This is a genomic window from Bradyrhizobium sp. MI1.10 (genome assembly GCF_055811035.1).
Genome location: NZ_JBVVPN010000038.1, coordinates 39059 through 60034 on the forward strand (window position 1 = coordinate 39059; position 20976 = coordinate 60034).

The following is a 20976-nucleotide window of genomic DNA, read 5'->3' on the forward strand; positions in this document are numbered from 1 at the left end:
GTGCGGTGCTGGCTTCCGCCGTCTTGAGCTTACCTCCGAGCGTGGCACGGAGGGCAGGTACTATTGCCCTGCTTGCGGCAATCTGATCGAGGCTTTCGGAGCGGCTCATCTCGTTGTTTACCGGTTGACGATACAGCCATCAATTAAAGTGCTCCGCTATCAGTAAGGCCATCTCGGTTGGCAGCCTTTGTCTTCAATATCCGGACATAGGCGCCTGACTCGTGCAGCTCGAGCCATCCGCGTTCGATGGCGGGATGGAGGCCGGTGTTATTCGGCGGCGGTGGCCTTGAGCTTGAAAAGCATCGCATAGTTGACCAGCTCGATATGCGATCGGGCATTGTTGGCTCGCGATTCATCTCCGCCGCACTGAAGCACTTTCCCAAGCGGCGATCGCCGGCATCGTCGAGGCGCCACTCTCGCGTTCGATCCTTTGGATGAGCTCGCCGAGCTTGAGCTTCTTGATCTTTGTCGCGCCGTTCTGGCGGTAGTCCTTCCAGGTAAAGGTGACGTGATCCTCGTCGAGGGCTACGAGCCGGCTGTTGGCGATTGCAACGCGATGGGTATAGCGGCCGAGATAGGCCAGCACCCGCGCGAGGCCGCCGAACGGCCGTTTGGCGTAGACGATCCAGCTGATGCGCCGCATGGCGACGAGCTGGGCTGCGAAGGCGGCAGGCTTGCCAGGGATGCGAGATCGAAGAAGTTCAGGTGCCGGCGGTCAGAGATTCGAGGAATACGCGAATAGACTTTGGCGTCCCCCTCATGCAGATGCAGTTGGGCTTGGTAGCCGTCGGCCTTGATCTCGTAGACCCATCCCTCGCAGCGCAGCGGATTCTAGCAAGGCCACCAGCTTGCGCTGTCCCTGGGGGGTAGCCGGGAAGATCTGCCGCAGCGACAAAGAGCGAATACACGTATCCACCTTGTCCTTTGGCGACATCGATACCCACGACAACGAGATCACCTTGTGCCATCATCCACTCCCTTCCTTGCTCGGTTCGGGCTCGAAGCCCTTGCAACTGTTCGGGTTGAGGAAGACGCCGGAGCTGTCCCTCGCTCTTTTCCAAGCTCTGTCGCTTTTGGGCGCAACGGGCTCAGTTCAAGCAACGGGCGGTTGGGGCGCAACCGCCCGTTCGCACACTCTGACAGCTTTTACGGACACAAGGGCACCGGGGAGGGCTCGGCAGCACCGCTCGCGCGAAATCGCCGTGGCGACACGGCCGCCGGTTCTCACTATGCCCAGAACCCCGCATCTGAACGCCGGGCCTGCTTTCTCGGGTGAGATCACGCGTCGTTTCAGGCCTGACCGGAAGCGGTCGATGAGCACGCAGGGCGTTCGGAGCCCGGTCAGTTCCACGACGGCGGTCGATCCCGGCCACATTCGGCTCCCGGGGCATTCGCTCAAGGTCCAGGCCTGCCATGGTGATGTTCTCACTTCCAACTCTCCCGCATCGAGCTCGCAGCGGTATCTGCGCTGCGTGTCGAAAAGCTCGGCCGGTATCGGGTGGACCTGACGCAGATTGGGCAGGCGAGGCTGCCTTCGGGCGAGATGCCTCTGCCGAACGAAGGGACCTTCGTGTGCGTCGCCTTCGACGCCGTGGCCTTCTCTCATCACGATCTCGCGCTGCGGTATCTTACTGAAATGGTGTCCCTGATCTGCGAACACTGCCGCAACCATCCCTTTCAGAACGAGATCATGCATCGTCGAGTCGGGCCCCAGCGAACCGTCTTGAAACACGGTCCAGATCGCGGCCTAGCGCCTTGGCGCGGGTCGCGTCGCGCCGGATTGTCCGTTGGGGTTTTCCTGTCTTAGCGGCGGTATCGGAAGTAAAAGACGCCAGGTTGGCATCTTTTTTCCCGCGGCCCCCGGTCGCGCCGTGCTTCGTCTCCGGATGCACGGCTTCATATGCCGCCTTCCGCTTCGCGATCAGCTCGCTGCGCTGCGCTGGGGTCCGGTCGCGGCGGATCAGGCTTTCGTCGATGCCGCTCACGGGCGCCTAATGGGACACAGAGCAAATTTCCCCGGACTAGGAACACCAGCCGGCGCCGCGAGGTTCTTCCACACTAGGCTAGGACCCACGGAGTTCTCTTCCATGGCTACCCAGATCGTGATGGACCACACAGGCGACAGCAGACATTTTTTTGACCAAACCGCCCCCAAGGGGCTGGTCAAGGCTGAGCGGCGTTTCAAGAAGTTGACAGACCAAGGATTCACCGCTGCTACTCGGACGCCGGCCGGCGATCTCAAAGTCGTACGGACATTTGATCCGACTGCGGACGAGACGCTGTTTTACCCGCGCCTCGTCGGCGGCTAGCCACCCTCGCGGCACAGCATATCGTTTTGTTCAGACGCAACGGCGTCGGCAGTAGTGCGCGTTTGCGCGCCCTGCGTTCGCTGCATTGGAGCTTGGTCGAGCAAAATGGGCCGGAAGCGCGTGCACGGCGTCTCTTGCGCAATTTTCTGTCTCCGGATCAGCGTGCGCAGTTTGATGCCGAGGGTTATTTGGAAGTCACGGGCTCTCACACCGGCCGACGATATCAAATTCATCAGGGCACCATGAGCAATGTTTTGGAGCTTGATGAAGAAACACAGCCTAAGATCGGGTGGTGTTTCGTTCCCGAACGGGCTCTGGCAGCTGGCGACGTGATGCTCGCCCAGAAGATCGGGCTCGCAACCGACGAAGCCGCAGTGCTCGCGTTTGCCCGCCGGTTTTCTCCGAGACTGCCCTCCCCGCCCCGAGTAGTGCGGGGTGCTTACTAGGCCGCTTACGGGCGGGGCCGCCGCTTGTGATGGCGGCGGCCCCTTGCCGCGAAGGCGGCGGTTACGCCAGACATAGCCACCTCAGCGACGACAGGTAGCATCAACGCAGCGCTCGCCTTACGCAATCGGATCTACTTGTTAGCCTTACTCGTGATGATCTTCTCAACATCTGCCATCGTTTCAGTGAATGCATCCCACAGCTGTTTCGCCTGAGCGGCGCTCTCTGCTTCGGTGAGATATGCAGTCTTGATCAGCAACCGGTTCAAGAGATACGTGACACGGGCGTTGTCAGAGTGCCGGGTTCGCAGAGCGATAATCTGTCGACGCATCTCGACGAGGTCGAGCGTTTCCTGTTTTGACGGCCTCTTCAAAATCACACTCGCGCGCGTTCGAAGCCGCCACGCCGAATATGATGGCGCGACGGCTTCGCCTGGGCCCCGGACGGGGGCAATGTCCGGTGCACAAAGCTAACCCTCCGATTCGCCGCTGCAATCAATTCTTCAAGTTACGCTTGATCTCCTCGCGGGAAGTTAATTCGGGAACCGAGAAGCCCCACCGGAATGTACTTGCCGGTGAATGCCCAAGAAGGAACGTCAGGGCCTGCGTCGGAATTCCTGACTGAGCAACAGCTGCGAAACTTCGAGATGCATCGTGAGCTGTGACTGCGCGAGCCTCGCCAAATGCTTCGGGTTCTTGACCGCTATTGGTTCCGTTCACGACCCGCGAGATAGCGCCGATCGCGATCCTCTCGGAGATAACGCCCGTCGAGGCTGCGCCGTACACGACGACGGCGGACCGTCCTACTGTTGAGGATTGCCGATGTCGAACGCGCCTAGACGGTAATCTTCGCCTACCGATTGCTCAGTCGTCGGCCGTGTGATCAAGGTGAAAGTGGCGTCGGGGTAACGCGTCCACACTTCGATGTCGTCTGAAGTGACGGTCAGATATCCGAAAAAGCACTTGTATCGACCCGGCTCCGTCACCCGGCCGATTTTGTCCCAATTGATCTTGTTGACGCGCATCGCTAGCTCCACTCGTTCTCAGGCAGCCAACCGGGCGGAGGTTTAAGTTCTTCGAGGCCGGCTTCGATCACCGCCAGTTCATCTTGGATCGCTCTTACTGCGTTTTCTGGGTTGATGCCCGATACGGCTTGCAGCTGGGCGAGCACCTTGCGAGGATGTGCCAGCAAGTCGACCAGAGCGCGACGGTCCCGCACCTTCACGTAGCTAGCGACGATCAGTTCCATGGCCTTTGACACGTTCGTCGTTTCCCACCCGGTTTGCGGACTATCGGGGGCGGCAAAGTTCTGTCAGACCGGCTTCGGTCATACGATATTCGACACCTTCGCCGTTTGAGCGTCGCTCCATCCATCCGTTTCGTAAAAGAGCGAGCGTTGTTCCGGGGTGATCGGGAAGCTTCGAAGAAGACACCCAATCGCGGTCACGAAGAGGGTCGAGCATTTGCCGGTGATACTGATTAAAAGGCGGCCTGCGCGGGCGTTCGGTTTCCATGGCCGTTTTGTTGCCATCGCATTGTTTACGATCAATTACGGAACGGGAACAGCCGGCAATCTTTTCTAAATGGTTCATGGATATTTTTCTGCGGCATGGAACACGAGGACGCATCTGCTTGGTTCGTTCCGGCTCTCAGGCGAAGCTACGCTCGTCTAGCAGCGTGGATGACGCGCGGTAATCGCGCGCCTGAGCCCAGCCGCTTGCCGGCGCCGCCGCGCTCAGAGCGGCCAGCTCGCTTTCCCGACCCGCCGCGGCGGCCAGCGCCGCCGCGCATTTAGGCATTGCAGGCATCGCGAATGACGAACGATCGCACATCGACGCGTCCGTGGTTGCCGGACGAAGAGGCGGAATTGCTCTCGCTCTTTGGCGCAGGTGCCACAGCTGAGGAGGTCGGCGAACGGCTAGGCCGCACCCGCCAAGCGGTCTACGCTCGCTTGCAGCGCTTTCAAAAACAGCGGGGGCGAGCGAGTAGGACGAGTGGGAAATTCTTTGCTCAGTTACTAGAGTGATCGAGCGACGGCGATCGATCTCCAAAGTCCTCAAGATCACATCCGCAGCGGAATCAAGGTAGCAATCGCATCGTCCGTTCGCCCGGCTGAAGTAACCCACAACCGATACATCGAAGGTTCAATTGCATCCGCTTCAGAAGGCACCAAGCTGTAAGTGATCGCATTGAGGTCGACCAATGACCAGCCCGACTGATGACGAATTGCGCGCCGCTGTCACCGCCGCCATTGAGCAGTGGAAGACTTCGCGCCAGCTTCCCCACCTGTCGCCGAACGATTGTGAGACGTTGAACAAGTTGATCATCACCGGATTTCAAACCGTGCTGTTCCAGCGTGCGAAGGCCTTCGACAAGCGCTAAACCGGACAGCTTGATCAAACCCGGCGGAATTCGACGATGCGATCTTTAATCGAAGCATGCGCCCGAAAGCCGACGTTCATCCAAGCCCTTGCTTGGGTATGCCAACCTTCATGGAGCTTTCGTTGCTCCACCACGCCGTGGATTTGTGTGCCGATGCCGGAAGCTCTCTCCTAAGTATCTCTTCCATCTCGGAGAAGGTTCGCCGAACGATTTGTCCACGCTCGCTCAACAACCGTTGATGCAATGGTTCGTAGATCGATTTTCGGAAGCTCATGGTCTCACCGCAGGCAAGGCAAACATGGACGTTGTCCTAGTGCAAGTGTGTGCCGAGCTTGCGCACGGTGGCGATCACGAGAGCCGGAAGTACATCGCGGAGCAATAGATCCAAGCGGCTGAGGCAGGACAAGGGGCCTCAACAGACCTCACGGCAGTCGCACGACGCGCTTTGGTCCATCTCAACAATCGACCGCGGTCCGCCTAGAGGGCGCCAATCGGGCTGAGCGAGGGCGCCGCCGGGATGGCTGCTGGCGGGCCCGCTCCACCAAGGCGCTCCCGTCCTTGGAGGGTCGCTTCATCGCTCGCCTACCACCACCTTGTCTCTTGCTCTTTTATATTCGAGCAACTGCGACACAGCATCATAAGAATGGTACCTCGCGTAGACACTCTTTGCATTCCTCTCGCGCAGATCGGCTAGAGCATCGGCCCAGTAGGCGACCATTGCGCGACGAACTCCGTCGAGAGCGAAGATGCGTTCGGCCTTTGCAAAATCCTCGTCGAAACTTACACTCACCGCACGTTCAGCAGCTTTGTAGTCGGCCGGTTGAACATCCCCAGCACGCTGGCCAAGCCACATGATCGTTTTGGGATACTCCAAAATCAGACGGTCGAGCACAAGGTAGTGCGAAAACTTTCCGTCCACAGGGGTTCGAGTGCTGAAAGCGACTTCGTGAGACCCGATGTTTAATGTGAACCAACGCCCGCCGTTGGTCTGCGGGAGAACGCTTAAGGTCCACGCGCCTTGAATGTCGAGGTTGCCGTACAATCCCGAAAGCTGGAACAAGCGGAAGAGAAACAGGCTGACATCGGGATTGTGGAAGAGCCGATCCGTCCTTTCGGGATCGACGCGGAGCGGCTCGCTAATCGAACGCAATTGTTCTCTAGCCTCGTGCGGAGCCACGCTGAATAGCTCCCGCGTTCCGTCGATCTCTACGTTTCGGTTGCGAAAGTGACGATGGAGAGCGTTCTCTATTGCGACGCAGTCCGTCACGTGGACAAAATCGGACAATTCCCATGGACCGTGAGGAGCATATGCCTCGCCCCCATTTATTCCGCGAAGCCGTTCGCTAATGGGCCGCTCGGTGCGGCCGATCTTTATGTAGTCGCTGTTCGGCGAAACGAGAATGTAGACAAACCCCTGCGGCATATGCGTGTTCCCCAAAACCACGCCGAACAAAGTAAAGGACCACCCGGACGTGAAACAGGCGGAACGTCTGGATTGCATGACTGGGTGCGGCAATCCTCGCGCATCAGCGGCAGATTGCTAACCAAAAGGTCTGACGAAACGATTAGTGGAATGACTGCGGGCTTCGCTAGCAGCCTCGCCGTCCCACTAAGCCTAGACGACGCAGACTGAATGAAATGGCCGGCGGGCATCACTGCCGCCGGCCATCGCTTGCGCTACCTTGGGCTAGCGGTGATCGGCAGCGCTGACCGCGAGGCTGCCGAACGCCGACTAACAACCCACTAACCAATTCGGGCGGGCTCTGGATATTTCGCGGGCAACAACGCGGCGGGCCTGTGCTGCGGCCCGCGCTGAACCAGCCAGCGTTTCGGATCACGCGCGCCGGATAGTTCTAAAACAGGCCGGGCATCCGTTTGCTGGCGTGGCGTTGTTGACGCGGAAGAGGACGGCAAAGGAGCCCGCCGTGATGAAGTATGCCGGCGTTGCTATCACTGCCCCGTTCCCGGGTGCCCTCTTAAGTGGGAAGAGCGAGCCCCACGGCGGTCGGCAAGCGCGGCCGGACCCAAGCCGACGAGCAGAAAGACGGCGCATCACAAGGGTCAAACGCTGCCAATCGCCGTGGTTGCAATGCTAGATGATCCTCGCCGACTGACCGGGGGGCGCATGGTTAAGGCATTTCGCAATATGGTCATGGTACTTACTTTTGTAGGAGTTGCCGGCTGTAACATTTTTTGGAATTTCATCAACGACTATATGGCCTGTGGCCTTGCGCTGGCGGCTTCAGTTGCAGCCGGCTTCTGCGTTGAGCGCATCTTCATCGAGCGGTCCCGTCGGGAGATGATCCGCCTCCATGGCGCGGACTGGCATTCAGCGGAGAACCGACAACTCGATTCATGAGCGTCACCCGTCGCGCGCTCGTCGTTTTCATCATCCGATTGTTCGCATTCGACCCGAGGGGCCTAACCCGATGATCAAACCAGTCCATCCATTCCGGTTCGCTCGCATCGAGCGCCTGCGAGAGCTGCTTGAACGAGACTCCGAAATGGCAGTTGATCCGAATGCGGGCGTGAGCACCACGGAGCTGGTCAGACCCGATCCGCCAATGCTCGATGACGGTTTGATACTCGGTCGTAATCCAGGAGGGTGCGAACTGGGCCCTTTTGCGGGCCATGCGAGCACTACGCCGAGTAGCATCACGATCTGGAAAGGCGATGACCATAAGCCAACCCCGAGGTAGGGGGATGCCGAAAGCGAACTCCCGGCTCCATTGGCCCCTTACCGCTTTACAATGTTGCCACAGGGCTCTCGTCGTAGTCGTCACCAGCGCTAGCGATCCGAGCTAAGTCGGGCGCGAGGCTCAACGGCAACAGCTGGCGGAGAAGCAGTGCATGAGCTGGCAACCTGATGATTGAAGGCGGCCCTGTGTGGTGTCCCTCACCGGACGGCAGGTCGTCACTGGAAACCAGCACTATCTGCTCTGGCGACGTGGTCTCGATCACCATTTCGAGCTCGCCATTGCCGAGCTGACGCGGCGGCAACTCATGGCGGCAGTGGAAAACACAGCCAAGACCGGCAAGCGCGGAGCATCAAAGGAACCGCGGAAGCACGATACCTTCCTCGGGTGGTACCTCGAGCGAAGGTTGCCTTGAGCACAACGTGCTCGCGCCTGTCGAGCGCTCAACGAAACTCTGGCCCAAAAGTCGCGGGACGACGTGAAAGATCAACCAGCTTTCTTGATTTGCCGTCGAGATCGGAGCGGCGGGCGAAGTAGAGGAATGAGCTTTTTTGCAGCGTGCCCGGGTTGTGCCCCAGACTTTACGGGGCACAATGTGGGGGAATCAAGTCGCTAAGCTGCTGTAAATTCTGGACTAATGGTGGGCGCACAAGGGATCGAACCTTGGACCTCTCCCGTGTGAAGGCCTTTCTCTTCATTGAACTTGCTAGTCTTTTCTGGCTATCACAGCCATTCCCCGTTCATTCCCCCTAGGTGGCGCTTTTTTTGAGGCAGCGTTCGGTCCCCGGCGCGAATGTCCCTTGATCGTGCCCAGCTCCTGTCCCAAAACCACTTAGGAGCCTACCAGCCCTTATAAGCCTTGCTGCTCAGTGGAGCGGCTCGTGAATAATAGGGGCAGCGGCTCTTGCGGATCATGTCAAAGCGGGTCGGAGTCGCGCTTCGGACTCAGCGGGAAAACGGCCTTGTCCGGTGCGAACAGGGCCGGGGGCAGTACATGCTTTGGGCAATCGACCGATAGGCCGGAAATAGGCGAATATTAACAACGGCTTAAATAAGCTAAGAAATCGTTGCCTGTAGGGTCAGAATATTTTTCCAGTTCCGGATTGAACTTGGAGGTGGGCTCCGGTATTTATCAGTTAGGCTATGCCTGTAGGTCTTCCGTATGGGGGCCGCGCAAAAGGTCGGGGTAACACCCGGCCTTTTGTGTTTTAGGGGCCTTTCATCTGATCAAAACAGTAGGTCTTGATGCCAAGCATCGCGGCTTTATCGGCTGGTACTTGGTCGGTGATGAGCCTCCCGCCTTTTGCAATCTGATCATATACATCGTAAGTCGCGTCGTAGCTCCCGCGCGCGATCGAATAGATGTAGCTATCAGCGATTTGCATCAGCGTGTTTGTCTTGTCTTTCCCTTCAATGGTCAGAAGGGTGTGGAAAAACTGCTCAACGGTCATCGGCTCATATTTGGCCGAATTCTGCTTATCGAAAGCAAGGCCGTTGTGTTTCAGGTTGATGTAGTAGCTTTTCACACGCTGATTGGTCCCGGGGTCCGCCATCTCAAACGACACCGTCAACCGCCGGCCGATCATTTGAGCGAACTTGGCCGATCTTTCCAAGAGGATGTCGAAGGCGCTTCGGCACAAGAGCCACTTCGCATCCCCTTCGCGCTTGCCATAACCGCGTGCGATATAGCCGGGGCGATCAATAACGCAGGCGGTCCCCGACACAGGCATAGCAGCCAAGAAGGTCCGGTAGGACGCCCAAAATCGATTCAGTTCTGCTTGTTCCAGCGTGCCTAGCCACGCGAAGTTCTTCTTTTTTGCCCTCATGTCGGTAAAGTGGAGAGGGGCTTTGATCTTCGGCCATTGTTTTTTGAAGTCAGCAAGGCCCTGCTTCACTGTGGCAACGTCCTCATCCTTGATGAGTATCCCGCCCAGCCCAAACCAATCGTTGCCGTGCTTGGCCTCGGTCCCCGGCCTATCCGGGTGACGTGAGCCGGACTCATCAATGTAAAGATGAAGCAGGGGCTCTTTTTTGTTTTCGGCGGCCATCATGGTCTCAGTCGCAATTGGGCATAACACAACAATTCACGGTACAGTCTTAGAAATCAATCCGCCAATCGCTTCTGCCAATAATCCTTCCATTGCCGGGACATCGGGTGCTGCAAAGCAGCGTCGCCGTCATTAGATACTGTTCGCCGTTGCTGATACGGCAGTTGTTCTCGCGCCAAGCCATTTCGCCCGCATACGCCCACCATTGAAACTCAGGCTCACTTGCCGGTGACGTGCGCTAGCGTTGTTGGGACAGAGGGGACCGGCAGCAGATCCGCCCGCCGTGCCTCGGCACTCGCCATAGTATGCTTGTAACGGTCCGCGGAATCCGGGTCCTTCCAGCGGCCGGTGCGGGTCAGCCCATAAGTGTCGAGCCCGCCGTAGCGGTGCATCCATGTGCCGTAGGTGTGACAGAAGATGTGGAAGCCGCGCATGCGGCGGGGCAACACGACGCCAGCCCTATCCAGGGCGAGATAAAGCATCTTGTACAACCGGCCGCCCTTGCAGAACCGAAACAGCCGCTCGTCCCCATGACGGCCCAGGAAAGGGATGCCAGCGCCCGCGCGGTTGCGGCCGGCAGCACCGTTCACCAAGACGGTCCCCGCCACCTTGCGGGGGCGCACGGGACGCGGCGGTGCGTTTCGGAATGCTTCCACGACGATCGGGGGAAGGTGCACCGGACGGGGCTCGCTGTTCTTCGTAGTGCCAAGGTAGAGCAGGGCCTGGTCGAGCTTCAGCCCTCGAAGCAGCGCCTCCTCGGTGGCGTCGCCGAGCCGCATGCCAGTGTACAGCAGGGTCAGGCAGAACAGGCCGAACTCCGGCTCTATGGCGTAGGCCTCGCGGATAACGGCGAAGGCCTGGTCCGGCTCAAGCCATTCGGTCGCCTTGCTGCCGCGCCAGCCTTTCGGCCGGCGGATCTTCCGCTCAATGCCGGCGTGCTTCAACACGGCCGAAACTGGCGTGTGAAATTGCCGGTTGAGCGTAGTGGCCGGTGCGAGCGGGTAGACGCCTCGCGCGGCGTTATCGATCGCGATCTGATCGATTGCGGCGAGTGGTATGTCCCGAAGCGCGTGGGGGCCGGTAGCCTCGATGATTTTGCCGAGAAACTTGGCCTCGCCTCCGGCCTTAAGATAGGCGAGCGCGGCATCGGCGAAGGTGGGGGGACGCGGCGCCTCAACTACCTCCGGAGCGGGACGATAGTCCCCCCGCTCGATCGCGTCCTTGATGTCCTTGAGGACCCGTTTGGCGACCCGCAGTTCAGGAGTACCCGCAGTTCGTTCAACGTAGACTCCGAGGTAGGTGCCCCGGATCGTGTAGTTCGGACTTTTGCCTTTGCGCGGACGTCGGAGGCTGAGGGGCATGGCGTTGATAGCGCCTCCTTGAGGCGGGCGAGGTCCTCGGGGAAGATCAGCTTACGCCGCCCCATAGTCCGGTAAAATGGATTGTTGCGTAGGAAGTCCTGGAAATAGCGCCTTGAGACCCTGAAATAAGCCGCCGCCTCTTCCAAAGTCTTGGGCGGCTCGCTCAAAGCTAAGTCTCTCTTGACTGATCGATCATTGGTTATGCTGGCATCGAACGATAGATGACAATCACAGCGATCATCAAGACCAACAGGATGACACCAGAACTCTTCCATTGTGCTTGAACGATCGAGCGCCGGTAGATCTTGTTCTCTGCCCGGCTCTCCATCATCGAGTGTGTGAGAAGATCGAGCTTATCGTGGACCGGATCTTGAGCCATGGTCAGATCAGCCGTTCACTATTCGCACGCTCTCCCCAGAGCAGAGAGAGCCCCATCGCCTGCTGGCGATCGACACACTTGATCGCGGTCACCCGACACTGCAGCTCCTCCTCAGCCGCCGCAGCGACTTCGATGATCGGGAAGCCTTTGATGATCTTGACGCTGACGCCTTCGGGCTGACGTGGGTCCTGCCAAATGGCAACGACGACGTCGTGCTCATCGACCAGGGACCAGATTGGCGCCATCGTGCCATTCACTAGCGCGCTGTTGGCGTTCGCCATAGCGACAAGGTCTGTCATATTCATTTGTCGCATTGAAATGCTCCGAATCGGTCGACGCGCATCACAACCGCATTCCGCCGGGCATGTCATTGAGGGCGACGACGACATTCCGAAGCGCAGTCAAGTGCCACCAGCCCTTATCGGTGCAAATTTCCTCGTCCAGTATGTATTGAACCAGCGCAGCAGCGGCGGCTGGCGTTGTCGGCGTTGTATTCGCAAGACGTTTTGCATACCGCCGTTCTGCCGCGACACGTCGGTCAACTTCCTTGCTCAACCTTGAAAGCTTGGCGCGCCTATCCCAAGCGACACCGGCCACAATCTGCGCGTCATAGCGAGCCTTGGCATCAAGGTATTCTCGCTCGATTGTGGCGCGATTGATCTCGCCAGCTTCCAGCAATTGCTCGCGGCGAGCTTCGATTTCGCCGGCGCCAATCGTGTAGCCCCGCCACTGAATCAGACCGATTGGACGCGGGCCGTGCTTTTTTGTGGCCTCGAACTCGGCTTCTTGCAATTGATCGTAAAGCGACTGCCAAGCCATTGCGAGCCTCTGGTGCTCAGCGATCATAGCAAGCACAGGATCGGCGGTGCCGTCCTGACGTTTGGAGCGGTGCTGGCCGGGCGCCGATTGCGGGAGATGCAACATCTTTCGATCTCCATCAGTTCGCAGTAAGCGTGACGAGCGCGACGGCGACGTTGCGCATGAGGTGCTTAAGCTCGGCGTCGTCTGGCGTGAAGAATACTCCGCGGGCCTCGTCGCGGCCGGCGTAGACGAGCAGGTCAATTGCGTCTTGCTGGCACGTCGGGCGGAAGTTGATGATAGCGAGTTCGGCCTGGGTCCAAGCCTTATGAGCCCGGTTCAGATTGCGCTTTGCTTCGCGAAGCGCCTTCGGGATCGCACGCCGGCACGCACGCTCTTGACGATCCCAGTCCGTGAGGCGAGCTGTGAAACACTGCTCGACTTCTGCCCGCTCGTGGACGCTGGTCGCGGCCTCAAGGTGCCGGGCGCGATCCTTCTCGATGCTATCGCGCGACGTGTAGAACCAGTCGTAAGCTTCGATAACCACGTCGTCGTGCCCCTCGCGGATGACACGGCTGGCGCCGTTCCTGCCGCCATAGACCTTCGGCGCGGCCGGCTTGGTCCGATTGTAGGCGAGCGAAAGGCGATCCTCGATCGGCCCCCACTTTTCGACCTCTGCAACTGCCGCATTCAGGTTGGCAATGAGGATGCTTAGGCCGCTTTGTACGGTAGGGCAGGCGAAGTTGATGACTGGCGGTGAAATCTGAGACTGCTTCGCAATGACCGGCATGGAGGGCCTCCCGCTGTTGACGGGACCATGTAAAGCAATTCTTTATGCGCTCGTCAAGTAATGCTTTAGTCAATTCAAAAAATAAAGCGAGCTCAAGCGACCAACGATTCCGTGGCAAATTGGCCAATCCGAACGGGCCACAGTAACGCTTTCCGGTGGATTGAACCTCCGTACGGTGAAGGTTCGCTCATCTTGGAGAGCTAGCCTTCGCAACAAAGCCTGTGCGTCGCCTGAACTCGGGGGTCTCTTCAAGAGCAATACATCGGCGTCGGATGACATGGGCGCGAGAGGATGCACCAGTACGAGATCGCGTTCCCTGTAGGCCGGCTCCATGTCATTCCCACTTATCAGTACGCCGTATGAGCCAGAAACGCGTTCCAACAAAGGGGGGCGACGCACGAATTGTATGGGGCTAGCTTCAATCGTCATTGAGCCTTCGGAGTCAGAAGCCGCGATGTAGATAGGGAAATCTGCTGCTCCGCCGAGGGGCCCCTTCGTTAATTTTTCGGCTAAGAAGACCCTCTGATACTCCGGGCTTTGCGCGAGGCGGCGGCCTTGCTCCGCCCATTGCTGGTCGAGTTCGGTGTGAACGGATTTGATCAGATCGGGATCGCCTCCCATTAAATAATCGACGGAGGTGCCCAAAAGGCGAGCCAAGGCGTCCAATTTGCCAATATCCGGTCGGGACTCATCGCGCTCCCAGCCCGAGACGGCCTGGGGTGTAACTCTGAGTTCTTCGGCGACTTGCGCTTGCGTCAGCTTGCCGTCGCTGCGGCGACGCGCAGCAGCGATCCTTTTTCCGAGGGTAAGTCTCTGTTCCATCCAGCCAATATAAAGCTACACTTTACAATTCATACCAAGTATTGCTTTACTACGCGGTAAAGCTATGCTTTATAGCGACCATGGCTCTTAAAACAGATCCGGGACTGCAAGCAGTGTTGAGGGCCGCCCAGAAAGGTGATGCCCTGGCAGCCATCCTGCGCATAACAGCGCAGGCCGTTTCCCAGTGGAAGCAGGTTCCTCACAAGCGGGTGTTGACGATTGAGCAGACCGTTGGAGTGCCCCGTCATATTCAACGTCCCGATCTTTATCCGCCGCCTAATGAACTGTGTATTTCATCCAACGATAGTACAGCTCGCCGTGATGCTCCACCATTACAGCATCCCACTTCCGAAATAGCTCAATCGCGCGCAGACGCTCCAGAGTCAGTTCGGAGGCGCGCACAGTGAATTTCAGCGGCGTCATATCTCGCTCCATTTCTAGCCCTCCGAGGCGGACAGGCTCGCAACGGATTGAGCCTGTCCGCCACATTCAACCGAGCAACGGGGGCGGTGCTCGGTTGGCTCACAATCCCGATAGAACGTCGGGGCAGGGCGCACCTCGCCCGAGTTCGCAACGAATTTCTCTTCTGGACAGCACAGCCCGCCGTGGTCGCCAAACTTTGCCGGGTCGCTCATCCTCGAATGCGGCGCTGTTAAACGCGCGCTCTCTTGAAAAGCAGGAGAGCACAAATGACGTCGGAATTTTCCCATAAGGCATCGGAGATGCAGGCTACTTCTCTCGACGAGGCTGCCGACCTTCTTCGAAAGGTGGCCGGCGAGCGCCAAGCCGGCGAGTCGCTGAAGGCGGTACTTCGCAGAGTAGGCCGCAAGCTCGGCAACTGGTCTGAGAATCGTATCCGGGATGTTTGGCACCGCGATCCCAGGATCAAGGTCCGGGCGGACGAGGTCAATGAGCTGCGAGCGCTCGCAGAACCCAAGCGCAGATCAGAGACCGTCCATGACTTGGAAGAGCTTCGAGCTACTGTCGCCCGTCTTGCAAAGTATGAAGCGCTTCTGCAGCGCCTCGACGAAGACCTTTATGGCCCGGACATTTCTGCGGCGAGCGATCAGCTTGGCCAAGCGCGCAGCCTTTTGGGAAAGGGCAGCTCTTAATTATGATCCCGATCTTGAAGCCAGTATGCGGGAGCATGTGCAAGGCAGAGGACGCAACGAACAATGAGTGAGATCATTCCATTTCCGCTAAAGCGGCGCCTGTCGTTCATTGAGCGACAGGCGGAGACCGCTGCAAGTATGCGTCCCGAAGCAGCAGGGCGCTATCTTCAGCGTCAGTTCGAGAAGCAGGCGGCCACAATGCGCCGCAAAGGGGTCCGGGAAGATCTTATCAGCCGTGAGCTCTCGTCCATGCAGACCGCTGTCCAGGCGGCTCTTATGGCTTGCGATGACCAATCTGGGGGCGCCCGTTGAGCCGCGGGCGCCGCACCACTATCGGAGCACAATTTGCACCGCGGCGAATCGACATGCTTCGTTCGCCCGCCTATTGCGCCCTGAGCCTATCAGCCAGGCGTATCCTCGATCGGCTTGAGATTGAATTCGCTGACCACGGGGGCACTGACAATGGACGGCTGCCTGTTACCTACCAAGACTTTGTAACGTACGGTCTGCATCGGCACGCAATCTATCCAGCAATCCAGGAAGTCGTGGCGCTCGGATTTGTAGAAATCACGGAGCGGGGGGTTGCGGGTGGCTCCGAGTACCGAAAGCCGAACAAATTTCGGCTGACCTATCGACATTCCGACGGCGTTCGCGGTGATGGTACGCACGAGTGGATGAAGATTACGGAGGACGAGGCCCCCCTTATTGCCGCCGCTGCTCGCTGTTCGAAGCCACCTCAAAAACAGTTTCTAAAGTACGGAAAACGCCAACTCTCGGTACGGAAACCGCACCGAGAACGCGGTGTTTATAGTACGGAAACCGTCACTACTACTCATGGTACGGAAACCATCACTACTATCGATATCTCCGGGTGGGGTGCGCGTGAAGCGGTGGCGGTCGCTGCTCCCTCCGGCATAGTGGCCAGCCCCCACGAAGAGAGGTTGTCTTCAAAGTCTCGGGGCGCGGCATGAGCTTTGGCGAAGTCCTCCCAGGGCAGGAGATTGGGCGAGGTAGTGGGCGTGCGCAGCGAGCCGGTCAGACGCAGCGAGTCGGTCAGATCTGCGCGGAGGTGGGGCTCGAGATTCTACCAATCACCAGAAGACCGGGACCGGGGCAAACAACGGCCGCGGCCACGCTGGACCGGATCTATCGAGCCCATGGAGAAGGCCATGTGGTTCTCCTCCTCCGAACTCTATTGGAGACGGAAGGCAACGCCGCTCACGTTAACGAGCACACGTTGTTGGCCATTTCCGATATCATGATTGCTCATCCCCAATGGCCTGATGCCGGCCTTGCCTGGCTTGAGGCCTTCGACGGGATCGATTTTCCGGAACTCAGAAAGCAAGCTCATTTGAATCGACGGGCTGTCCCGCAGCGGCACGGCCTCGCCGCTGCTCTGTATCGAGAATTGTCTTTGATGCCTTTCCCGGTACCATTGTCGAATGCCCAGAACAGGCGGTGAGGGCGCCCAATGAACGAGGACGCCTTCTTCATGGACCATCGCAACATCTTGGACCATCCAAAAGTCAAAAAGATGAGCGCGAGTTTTTCACGCTAGAGGCATAGCTATAGCTACTTGTCGCTGCCAGGCGGAACGAAGACACACGCTCGATATCTAGCGCCCAACAGATACCCCGAAATCCCTTTGCGTTGCGTTTGAAGCGGCGTTAATCTCTCGTTGTATTTTATCGTCGACACCCCGCTGGCTGGGGACATTGCCATGGCAATATTTTCAAACCCTGCGCCTATTGGAAGGGCCCTCTCCACAAAGAGCCTCTATCGTGTTGGCTCGTTGATACTGCTTGTCTTAATGATCGCGCTTCTCGTCTGGGGAGCAAAAGGGCAAGTGTCGCGAAAGGATCCCTTCGCCACCCCCTCGTTTCTTACTTGGCTGATTGAGCCGCAGCCTCATAGGGCGCTCCGAGAAACACCTATGATGCCTAAAGGCGAAGGTCAAAGACTTGTCCCTCGTGGTCTTTGCGCGCTGCCCGAGAAGTGTGGGGGCCTCACGGAAACACCGACCGGAAGGCTGAACTTTGTAGATGATCGCCAAAGACTACAGACCGCAGTCCGCATTCACAGAGTAGCACGCACGGAGACGCTTTATGCCATCTCGGCTTCGGGAGCATTGTTCGGCTTAGCAGAAGGATCGCCGCCAATTTGGCGACAGATTTCAGTTCCCGATGACAGACGGCCCGGGCGCCTTGCTCCTGTGAGGCTTTCTGAACAGAGTAAAGCAACTTGCGCTGACTTCTCGCCAGACGGCACGGAAATCGCAATTGGCTATGAAGATGGATCAGTGCGAGTTTGGTCATCAGTTGATGGCGAGTTGCACTCCTCCCGACCTTTACAGTTACCATTCTCGCCGATAACAGCGATAGCGTTTTCGCCCGTTGGGAACGAGCTTGGTATAGCCACGAAAAGCGGTTGGGCAATCTTCCCGTCTAACCTGGGCAGCGCTTCTCCAAGAGTTAGTGGTCGTTCAGAGCCCTTCAGCTCGATCCAATATTCGCCTGATGGCAGCACGGTAGTGACGACATCTACCTTTGGGTCACTTGAAATCTGGTCGACCACCGACGGCAAAAAAGTAAAGACGATCGGCAACTCTCGATCAATCACTGCCGTCTCCTTTTCCCCGGATGGTAGGCGTATTGCTTTGGTTGCCAATGACGTTGTGTCGATCTTGGACACAGAAGGCGGGCGTCCTCTCGGGCTTCTGAGCGGCCATCCTGAGGTTAGTTTTGCGGCGTTCTCGCCAGACGGAGCGCGCTTAGTTTCGTCGTCCCGAGACGGTCACGTGAAAGTATGGGAAGTGCTCGGAGGAAGGATTCTCTTCGATCTCAACGCAAAGGAGGCAGGTCTCGAATGGGCGAAGTTCACTCCCGATGGCGCCCAAATTGTCGCCTTCGGAACAGATACTTTGAAGTTTTGGAGTTTGTACTTGGGGACGGAGGAAGTCGCCACTCGTATTCCGAAGGCCTCTGGAACATGGGCTTTACTTTCGCCGGATGCATCGAGAATCGCTTTGCCGTTAAATGACGACACGGTTGTTGTTGAAACGATCTCGTCGCGTCCCATCCTGAAAGACATAACCTCCGACAGCAACGGAACGATTTGGGTCGTCGGCTCGCATGGCTATGTTGCGGCGAGCGAAGATGGTGCATCCTTTGTTGCGCCTCCAATAGGTGATCAGAACTCGGACCTGATTGGGGTGGCGAGCGTTAGGTCAGGCAACGGGGTGACGACGTTAGGCTCGGACAATTCGCTTGGCCATTGGGCAAGAGCAGTGCGCGGAGAGATGGCGAAGTCGTTGACAGGCTCCAATCAGGGTCAAGACCAATCGACATCGGCAGAGGCGAATTCCATCCGAGCCATAACCATCTTTCCGCCGAAGGACGATGTGCAAAGGTTGAAATCACTGTCGTTTTCCACTGAGGTCGAGGGATGGGTGGTCGGAGATAGAGGAATTGTGCTTCATACGACGGATCGCGGTCTCCATTGGACCAAGATGTATGAGCACAAAGGCATCGCTTTGTCTGATGTGGTCGTGGATGGACCAGCAGGATTGGGGTGGGCGATCGGTCACTACGATGATGGGCACTTGACCGTCATTGCAGCAAATAAGGCAGGGGAAGCGGTTGGTCCGGGTGGCTGGCAGGAGTTGCGATCCTACATTGCGCCTTGGTTCTTCTTGTTCGGCGTCCCGGCGTTGCTGTTGACGGTAATTTGGGCCCTGATCTCGTGGCGACCCGATCCCATCATTCCCCCAGAGTCAATCGAGGAGGTCGCCAACTCCGATTCTCCTTTGCGCTGGAGCGATCCAGAGGCCGCTACGCTCAAACCTCTAGCACGCGGCTTGTCGCGGTTCCTGCGCAATGTAAACACGCAGCCGCCTCTTACGTTGGCGATAACTGGACGTTGGGGAAGTGGAAAAAGTTCCCTCATGAACCTGCTTATGAGCGATCTCCGGATTCATGGCGGGCATGCGATCTGGTTTAACGCGTGGCACCATCGTGAAGAAGAGCATCTGCTAGCAGCACTTTTCGAAACCATTCGCCGGGAGGCGGCGCCAAATTGGTGGTCCTGGCCGGGGTTCACCTTCCGAGCGCGACTGTTGTGGCGCAGGACAAAGCGGACGTTGCTCAATCTCCTTTACGTCACACTCTTCACGGCAATTGTAGTGTTCACAGTCCGCGAGTCGCTTCCGCCCTTTCATGTGGAAGAACTCAACAGGATGCTAAGCAAGTTGGTCGAGTATGCCGGAGAGGAGGCAGCGAAGACGTGGCAGTCAATTCTCGCCACTGCATTGGCAGGGTCGGGCGGCATCGCACTGGCTGGCCTCTGGTTGCGGGGAAAGCTCGTTGCCTTGCCAGCGAATCCAGCAAAGCTTGTGTCGGCGCTGTCGCGTCGCGCTTCGCTTGGGGACTTCAGCGATAAGCTTGCCTTTCGCCAAAAGTTCGGAGAACAGTTCGAAGATGTTTGCAACGCTCTGCTAACGCGACGCAACGCTGGACTTGTCATTCTGATCGATGACTTAGATCGTTGTCAGCCGGGAGATGTGCTTAAGGTATTGGAGGCCGTGAACTACTTAGTTTCGGCGGGCCCTTGTGTTATCGTCTTGGGAATGGATCGCCGCCAAATTGAATACTGCGTCGGACTTGGATTCGAGAAGCTCGTTGAGGGATTGCCAGAAGAGGAATTGATTTACGCCGCCGACGAAACTCCAGATAAATCGGGAAAACAGCGTGCGTTCGCGCGGCACTATCTTGAAAAATTGATCAACATAGAAGTTCCTGTGCCTACGCTTGACGAGGCCTCTACCGGAGCAATGCTTTCGGGCGCGATAAAGGTCGACGATATCGACTCACCTCGATGGTTAAATGAAGTCAAGCGCTCCGCGAAGAATGCATATCAGATTGCTAGGGTCGGGTTGATCGCATTTGTCGTTGGCATATCCGTGACTTGGACCGTTGAGCGGCTTCGGGAGACACCTTCGGTCGTGGCTTCATTGGCAGACCTTGCTAAACCCAGCGCAGGAGCGGTGGGCGAGCTTGGTAGTCCCCCTGGCGGTTCACAGTTGCCGTCTGGTCAACCGACCGTTTCAGGATCCCAGAGCTTCAAGCTCGCCCACGTGGGAATTCCGGCGACGCCACTAATGAAGGAAATTCCACCCTCGAGGCGGTGGTTATGGTGGTCGCCGACGATTCTGCTTATTGGGCTTGCATTGCTTTTCGGGATAGGGGCTGCGGTAAAGCGTCGAATCCAAGTTGTTGAAGACTCGCCCGACTTTAAGAAGGCGCTGCAAGCGATCAACCCTCTTCTCACCACCTCTCACGTCACTCCACGAGTGGTTAAGAGGTATCAAAACAGGATGCGCTACTTGGCGGCCCGCATGCGACCTGCTCGATATGAGCCTGACGCAGTCGACACGGTTCTGAACTGGTTGGGCAAGAAGATTGGTCGAACAATCGTACCGAAGGCGTGGTTTGAGGAGGAACAACAAAGCCGCCTTGCTATTCCCGAGCCAGCATTGATTGCGCTCGGCGCAATAGAGGTTATTGCGCCGAGCGCGTTCGGAAGCCCGGCTGAACTCTATTCGATTTTGGATAATGGAACTCCGAGAGAATGGTTTACTGACAGCTTGTCCATTGCGTGGGCCAAGCTACGCGCGGCGTATGGTAAGGCCGGTCTCGCGATGCCAACTGTTGCTGAGTTTGCGAAATATGCGACTTTTGTTCAGAGTCGAACACGAGCGCCCCCATCCCGTCCGGCCGACGTAGTCCCTCTCCACCCGACATCTGGTCCGCGCCCGGCGTGAGGCCCGCACGCGCTTGTT

26 protein-coding genes and 5 pseudogenes are annotated in these 20976 nt (G+C 57.9%); 11 read left to right on the plus strand and 20 right to left on the minus strand.

Going from position 1 to position 20976, the window contains the following annotated elements; translation table 11 throughout:
* Nucleotides 1-463: 463 nt before the first annotated feature.
* Nucleotides 464-667 (minus strand): annotated as a pseudogene (locus tag AC0L3K_RS30905) (transposase); the annotation flags it as partial.
* A 1021-nt stretch (nt 668-1688) separates the two neighbouring features.
* Nucleotides 1689-1985 carry a hypothetical protein gene (locus AC0L3K_RS30910; RefSeq protein ID WP_473358309.1) on the minus strand — a complete coding sequence of 99 codons (297 nt, stop codon included), beginning with the start codon at nt 1983-1985 and terminating at the stop codon, nt 1689-1691.
* Nucleotides 1986-2087: 102 nt separating this feature from the next.
* On the opposite strand from AC0L3K_RS30910, the gene AC0L3K_RS30915 reads away from it, so the two are divergent.
* Together AC0L3K_RS30915 and AC0L3K_RS30920 are read left to right on the plus strand one after the other, a co-directional pair.
* The gene (locus AC0L3K_RS30915; protein ID WP_473367465.1) at nt 2088-2309 is read left to right on the plus strand and encodes a hypothetical protein; all 222 of its coding nucleotides are present in this window, start codon (nt 2088-2090) and stop codon (nt 2307-2309) included.
* Between the two features lie 20 nt (nt 2310-2329).
* On the plus strand, nt 2330-2755 hold the full coding sequence (locus AC0L3K_RS30920) for a hypothetical protein (protein WP_473367496.1): 426 nt from the start codon (nt 2330-2332) through the stop codon (nt 2753-2755).
* Between the two features lie 131 nt (nt 2756-2886).
* Here the strand turns inward: AC0L3K_RS30920 and AC0L3K_RS30925 are convergent, their stop codons facing one another.
* The 4 genes from AC0L3K_RS30925 to AC0L3K_RS30940 form a co-directional block, all read right to left on the minus strand.
* On the minus strand, nt 2887-3126 hold the full coding sequence (locus AC0L3K_RS30925) for a hypothetical protein (RefSeq protein WP_473367466.1): 240 nt from the start codon (nt 3124-3126) through the stop codon (nt 2887-2889).
* Nucleotides 3127-3555: 429 nt separating this feature from the next.
* Entirely contained in the window at nt 3556-3777 is a 222-nt protein-coding gene (locus AC0L3K_RS30930; RefSeq protein WP_473367467.1) for a hypothetical protein, read from the minus strand.
* Between the two features lie 2 nt (nt 3778-3779).
* The gene (locus AC0L3K_RS30935) at nt 3780-4001 is read right to left on the minus strand and encodes a hypothetical protein (RefSeq protein WP_473367468.1); all 222 of its coding nucleotides are present in this window, start codon (nt 3999-4001) and stop codon (nt 3780-3782) included.
* 40 nt (nt 4002-4041) lie between these two features.
* Nucleotides 4042-4344, minus strand: coding sequence for a hypothetical protein (locus AC0L3K_RS30940; protein ID WP_473358305.1), 303 nt, complete (start codon nt 4342-4344; stop codon nt 4042-4044).
* Between the two features lie 610 nt (nt 4345-4954).
* Between AC0L3K_RS30940 and AC0L3K_RS30945 the strand changes: the two genes are divergently transcribed.
* Nucleotides 4955-5134: a hypothetical protein gene (locus tag AC0L3K_RS30945; protein WP_473367469.1), complete on the plus strand. Its 180-nt coding sequence runs from the start codon at nt 4955-4957 to the stop codon at nt 5132-5134.
* 76 nt (nt 5135-5210) lie between these two features.
* Here the strand turns inward: AC0L3K_RS30945 and AC0L3K_RS30950 are convergent, their stop codons facing one another.
* Nucleotides 5211-5408 carry a DUF7662 domain-containing protein gene (locus AC0L3K_RS30950; RefSeq protein ID WP_473358304.1) on the minus strand — a complete coding sequence of 66 codons (198 nt, stop codon included), beginning with the start codon at nt 5406-5408 and terminating at the stop codon, nt 5211-5213.
* 297 nt (nt 5409-5705) lie between these two features.
* Nucleotides 5706-6557, minus strand: a complete 852-nt coding sequence (locus tag AC0L3K_RS30955; RefSeq protein ID WP_354062388.1) for a GIY-YIG nuclease family protein — start codon at nt 6555-6557, stop codon at nt 5706-5708.
* Between the two features lie 702 nt (nt 6558-7259).
* Here AC0L3K_RS30955 and AC0L3K_RS30960 point away from each other — a divergent pair.
* Complete coding sequence (locus tag AC0L3K_RS30960; RefSeq protein WP_473367470.1) at nt 7260-7493, plus strand: hypothetical protein; 234 nt, start codon at nt 7260-7262, stop codon at nt 7491-7493.
* A gap of 527 nt (nt 7494-8020) precedes the next feature.
* Nucleotides 8021-8245, plus strand: a complete 225-nt coding sequence (locus tag AC0L3K_RS30965; RefSeq protein WP_473367471.1) for a hypothetical protein — start codon at nt 8021-8023, stop codon at nt 8243-8245.
* A gap of 793 nt (nt 8246-9038) precedes the next feature.
* On the opposite strand, the gene AC0L3K_RS30970 is transcribed toward AC0L3K_RS30965, so the two are convergent.
* The 8 genes and pseudogenes from AC0L3K_RS30970 to AC0L3K_RS31005 form a co-directional block, all read right to left on the minus strand.
* Nucleotides 9039-9881, minus strand: coding sequence for a DUF3800 domain-containing protein (locus AC0L3K_RS30970; protein ID WP_473367472.1), 843 nt, complete (start codon nt 9879-9881; stop codon nt 9039-9041).
* Nucleotides 9882-9934: 53 nt separating this feature from the next.
* Nucleotides 9935-10077: pseudogene (locus tag AC0L3K_RS30975) on the minus strand (IS1595 family transposase); the annotation flags it as partial.
* 19 nt (nt 10078-10096) lie between these two features.
* Entirely contained in the window at nt 10097-11239 is a 1143-nt protein-coding gene (locus tag AC0L3K_RS30980) for a site-specific integrase (RefSeq protein WP_473367473.1), read from the minus strand.
* Nucleotides 11240-11438: 199 nt separating this feature from the next.
* Nucleotides 11439-11618, minus strand: coding sequence for a hypothetical protein (locus AC0L3K_RS30985; RefSeq protein WP_473367474.1), 180 nt, complete (start codon nt 11616-11618; stop codon nt 11439-11441).
* A 2-nt stretch (nt 11619-11620) separates the two neighbouring features.
* Nucleotides 11621-11932 carry a hypothetical protein gene (locus AC0L3K_RS30990; RefSeq protein ID WP_473367475.1) on the minus strand — a complete coding sequence of 104 codons (312 nt, stop codon included), beginning with the start codon at nt 11930-11932 and terminating at the stop codon, nt 11621-11623.
* Nucleotides 11933-11960: 28 nt separating this feature from the next.
* Nucleotides 11961-12542 (minus strand): hypothetical protein, encoded by a 582-nt coding sequence (locus AC0L3K_RS30995; RefSeq protein WP_473367476.1) that lies wholly within the window; start codon nt 12540-12542, stop codon nt 11961-11963.
* 13 nt (nt 12543-12555) lie between these two features.
* Nucleotides 12556-13206 (minus strand): hypothetical protein, encoded by a 651-nt coding sequence (locus tag AC0L3K_RS31000; RefSeq protein ID WP_473367477.1) that lies wholly within the window; start codon nt 13204-13206, stop codon nt 12556-12558.
* 69 nt (nt 13207-13275) lie between these two features.
* Nucleotides 13276-14028: an XRE family transcriptional regulator gene (locus AC0L3K_RS31005; RefSeq protein ID WP_473367478.1), complete on the minus strand. Its 753-nt coding sequence runs from the start codon at nt 14026-14028 to the stop codon at nt 13276-13278.
* An 80-nt stretch (nt 14029-14108) separates the two neighbouring features.
* On the opposite strand from AC0L3K_RS31005, the pseudogene AC0L3K_RS31010 reads away from it, so the two are divergent.
* A pseudogene (locus AC0L3K_RS31010) lies at nt 14109-14288 on the plus strand (hypothetical protein); the annotation flags it as partial.
* A 16-nt stretch (nt 14289-14304) separates the two neighbouring features.
* Here AC0L3K_RS31010 and AC0L3K_RS31015 read toward each other — a convergent pair.
* Nucleotides 14305-14451 (minus strand): hypothetical protein, encoded by a 147-nt coding sequence (locus AC0L3K_RS31015; protein WP_473367498.1) that lies wholly within the window; start codon nt 14449-14451, stop codon nt 14305-14307.
* Between the two features lie 266 nt (nt 14452-14717).
* Here AC0L3K_RS31015 and AC0L3K_RS31020 point away from each other — a divergent pair, with 266 nt between their 5' ends.
* Both AC0L3K_RS31020 and AC0L3K_RS31025 read left to right on the plus strand, forming a co-directional pair.
* Complete coding sequence (locus tag AC0L3K_RS31020) at nt 14718-15140, plus strand: hypothetical protein (protein WP_473367479.1); 423 nt, start codon at nt 14718-14720, stop codon at nt 15138-15140.
* A gap of 63 nt (nt 15141-15203) precedes the next feature.
* Nucleotides 15204-15452, plus strand: coding sequence for a DUF6074 family protein (locus AC0L3K_RS31025; protein ID WP_473367480.1), 249 nt, complete (start codon nt 15204-15206; stop codon nt 15450-15452).
* A gap of 89 nt (nt 15453-15541) precedes the next feature.
* Here the strand turns inward: AC0L3K_RS31025 and AC0L3K_RS31030 are convergent, their stop codons facing one another.
* Together AC0L3K_RS31030 and AC0L3K_RS31035 are read right to left on the minus strand one after the other, a co-directional pair.
* A complete protein-coding gene (locus AC0L3K_RS31030; protein ID WP_473367481.1) occupies nt 15542-15808 on the minus strand; it encodes a hypothetical protein in 267 nt (88 codons plus the stop codon).
* Nucleotides 15809-16332: 524 nt separating this feature from the next.
* Complete coding sequence (locus AC0L3K_RS31035) at nt 16333-16641, minus strand: hypothetical protein (protein ID WP_473367482.1); 309 nt, start codon at nt 16639-16641, stop codon at nt 16333-16335.
* Nucleotides 16642-17076: 435 nt separating this feature from the next.
* Here AC0L3K_RS31035 and AC0L3K_RS31040 point away from each other — a divergent pair.
* Nucleotides 17077-17418, plus strand: a pseudogene (locus tag AC0L3K_RS31040) (hypothetical protein); the annotation flags it as partial.
* Nucleotides 17419-17423: 5 nt separating this feature from the next.
* Here the strand turns inward: AC0L3K_RS31040 and AC0L3K_RS31045 are convergent.
* A complete protein-coding gene (locus AC0L3K_RS31045) occupies nt 17424-17831 on the minus strand; it encodes a hypothetical protein (protein WP_473367499.1) in 408 nt (135 codons plus the stop codon).
* Between the two features lie 19 nt (nt 17832-17850).
* Between AC0L3K_RS31045 and AC0L3K_RS31050 the strand changes: the two are divergent.
* Nucleotides 17851-17937 (plus strand): annotated as a pseudogene (locus AC0L3K_RS31050) (hypothetical protein); the annotation flags it as partial.
* Nucleotides 17938-20958: a P-loop NTPase fold protein gene (locus tag AC0L3K_RS31055; RefSeq protein ID WP_473367497.1), complete on the plus strand. Its 3021-nt coding sequence runs from the start codon at nt 17938-17940 to the stop codon at nt 20956-20958.
* Nucleotides 20959-20976 lie beyond the last annotated feature (18 nt).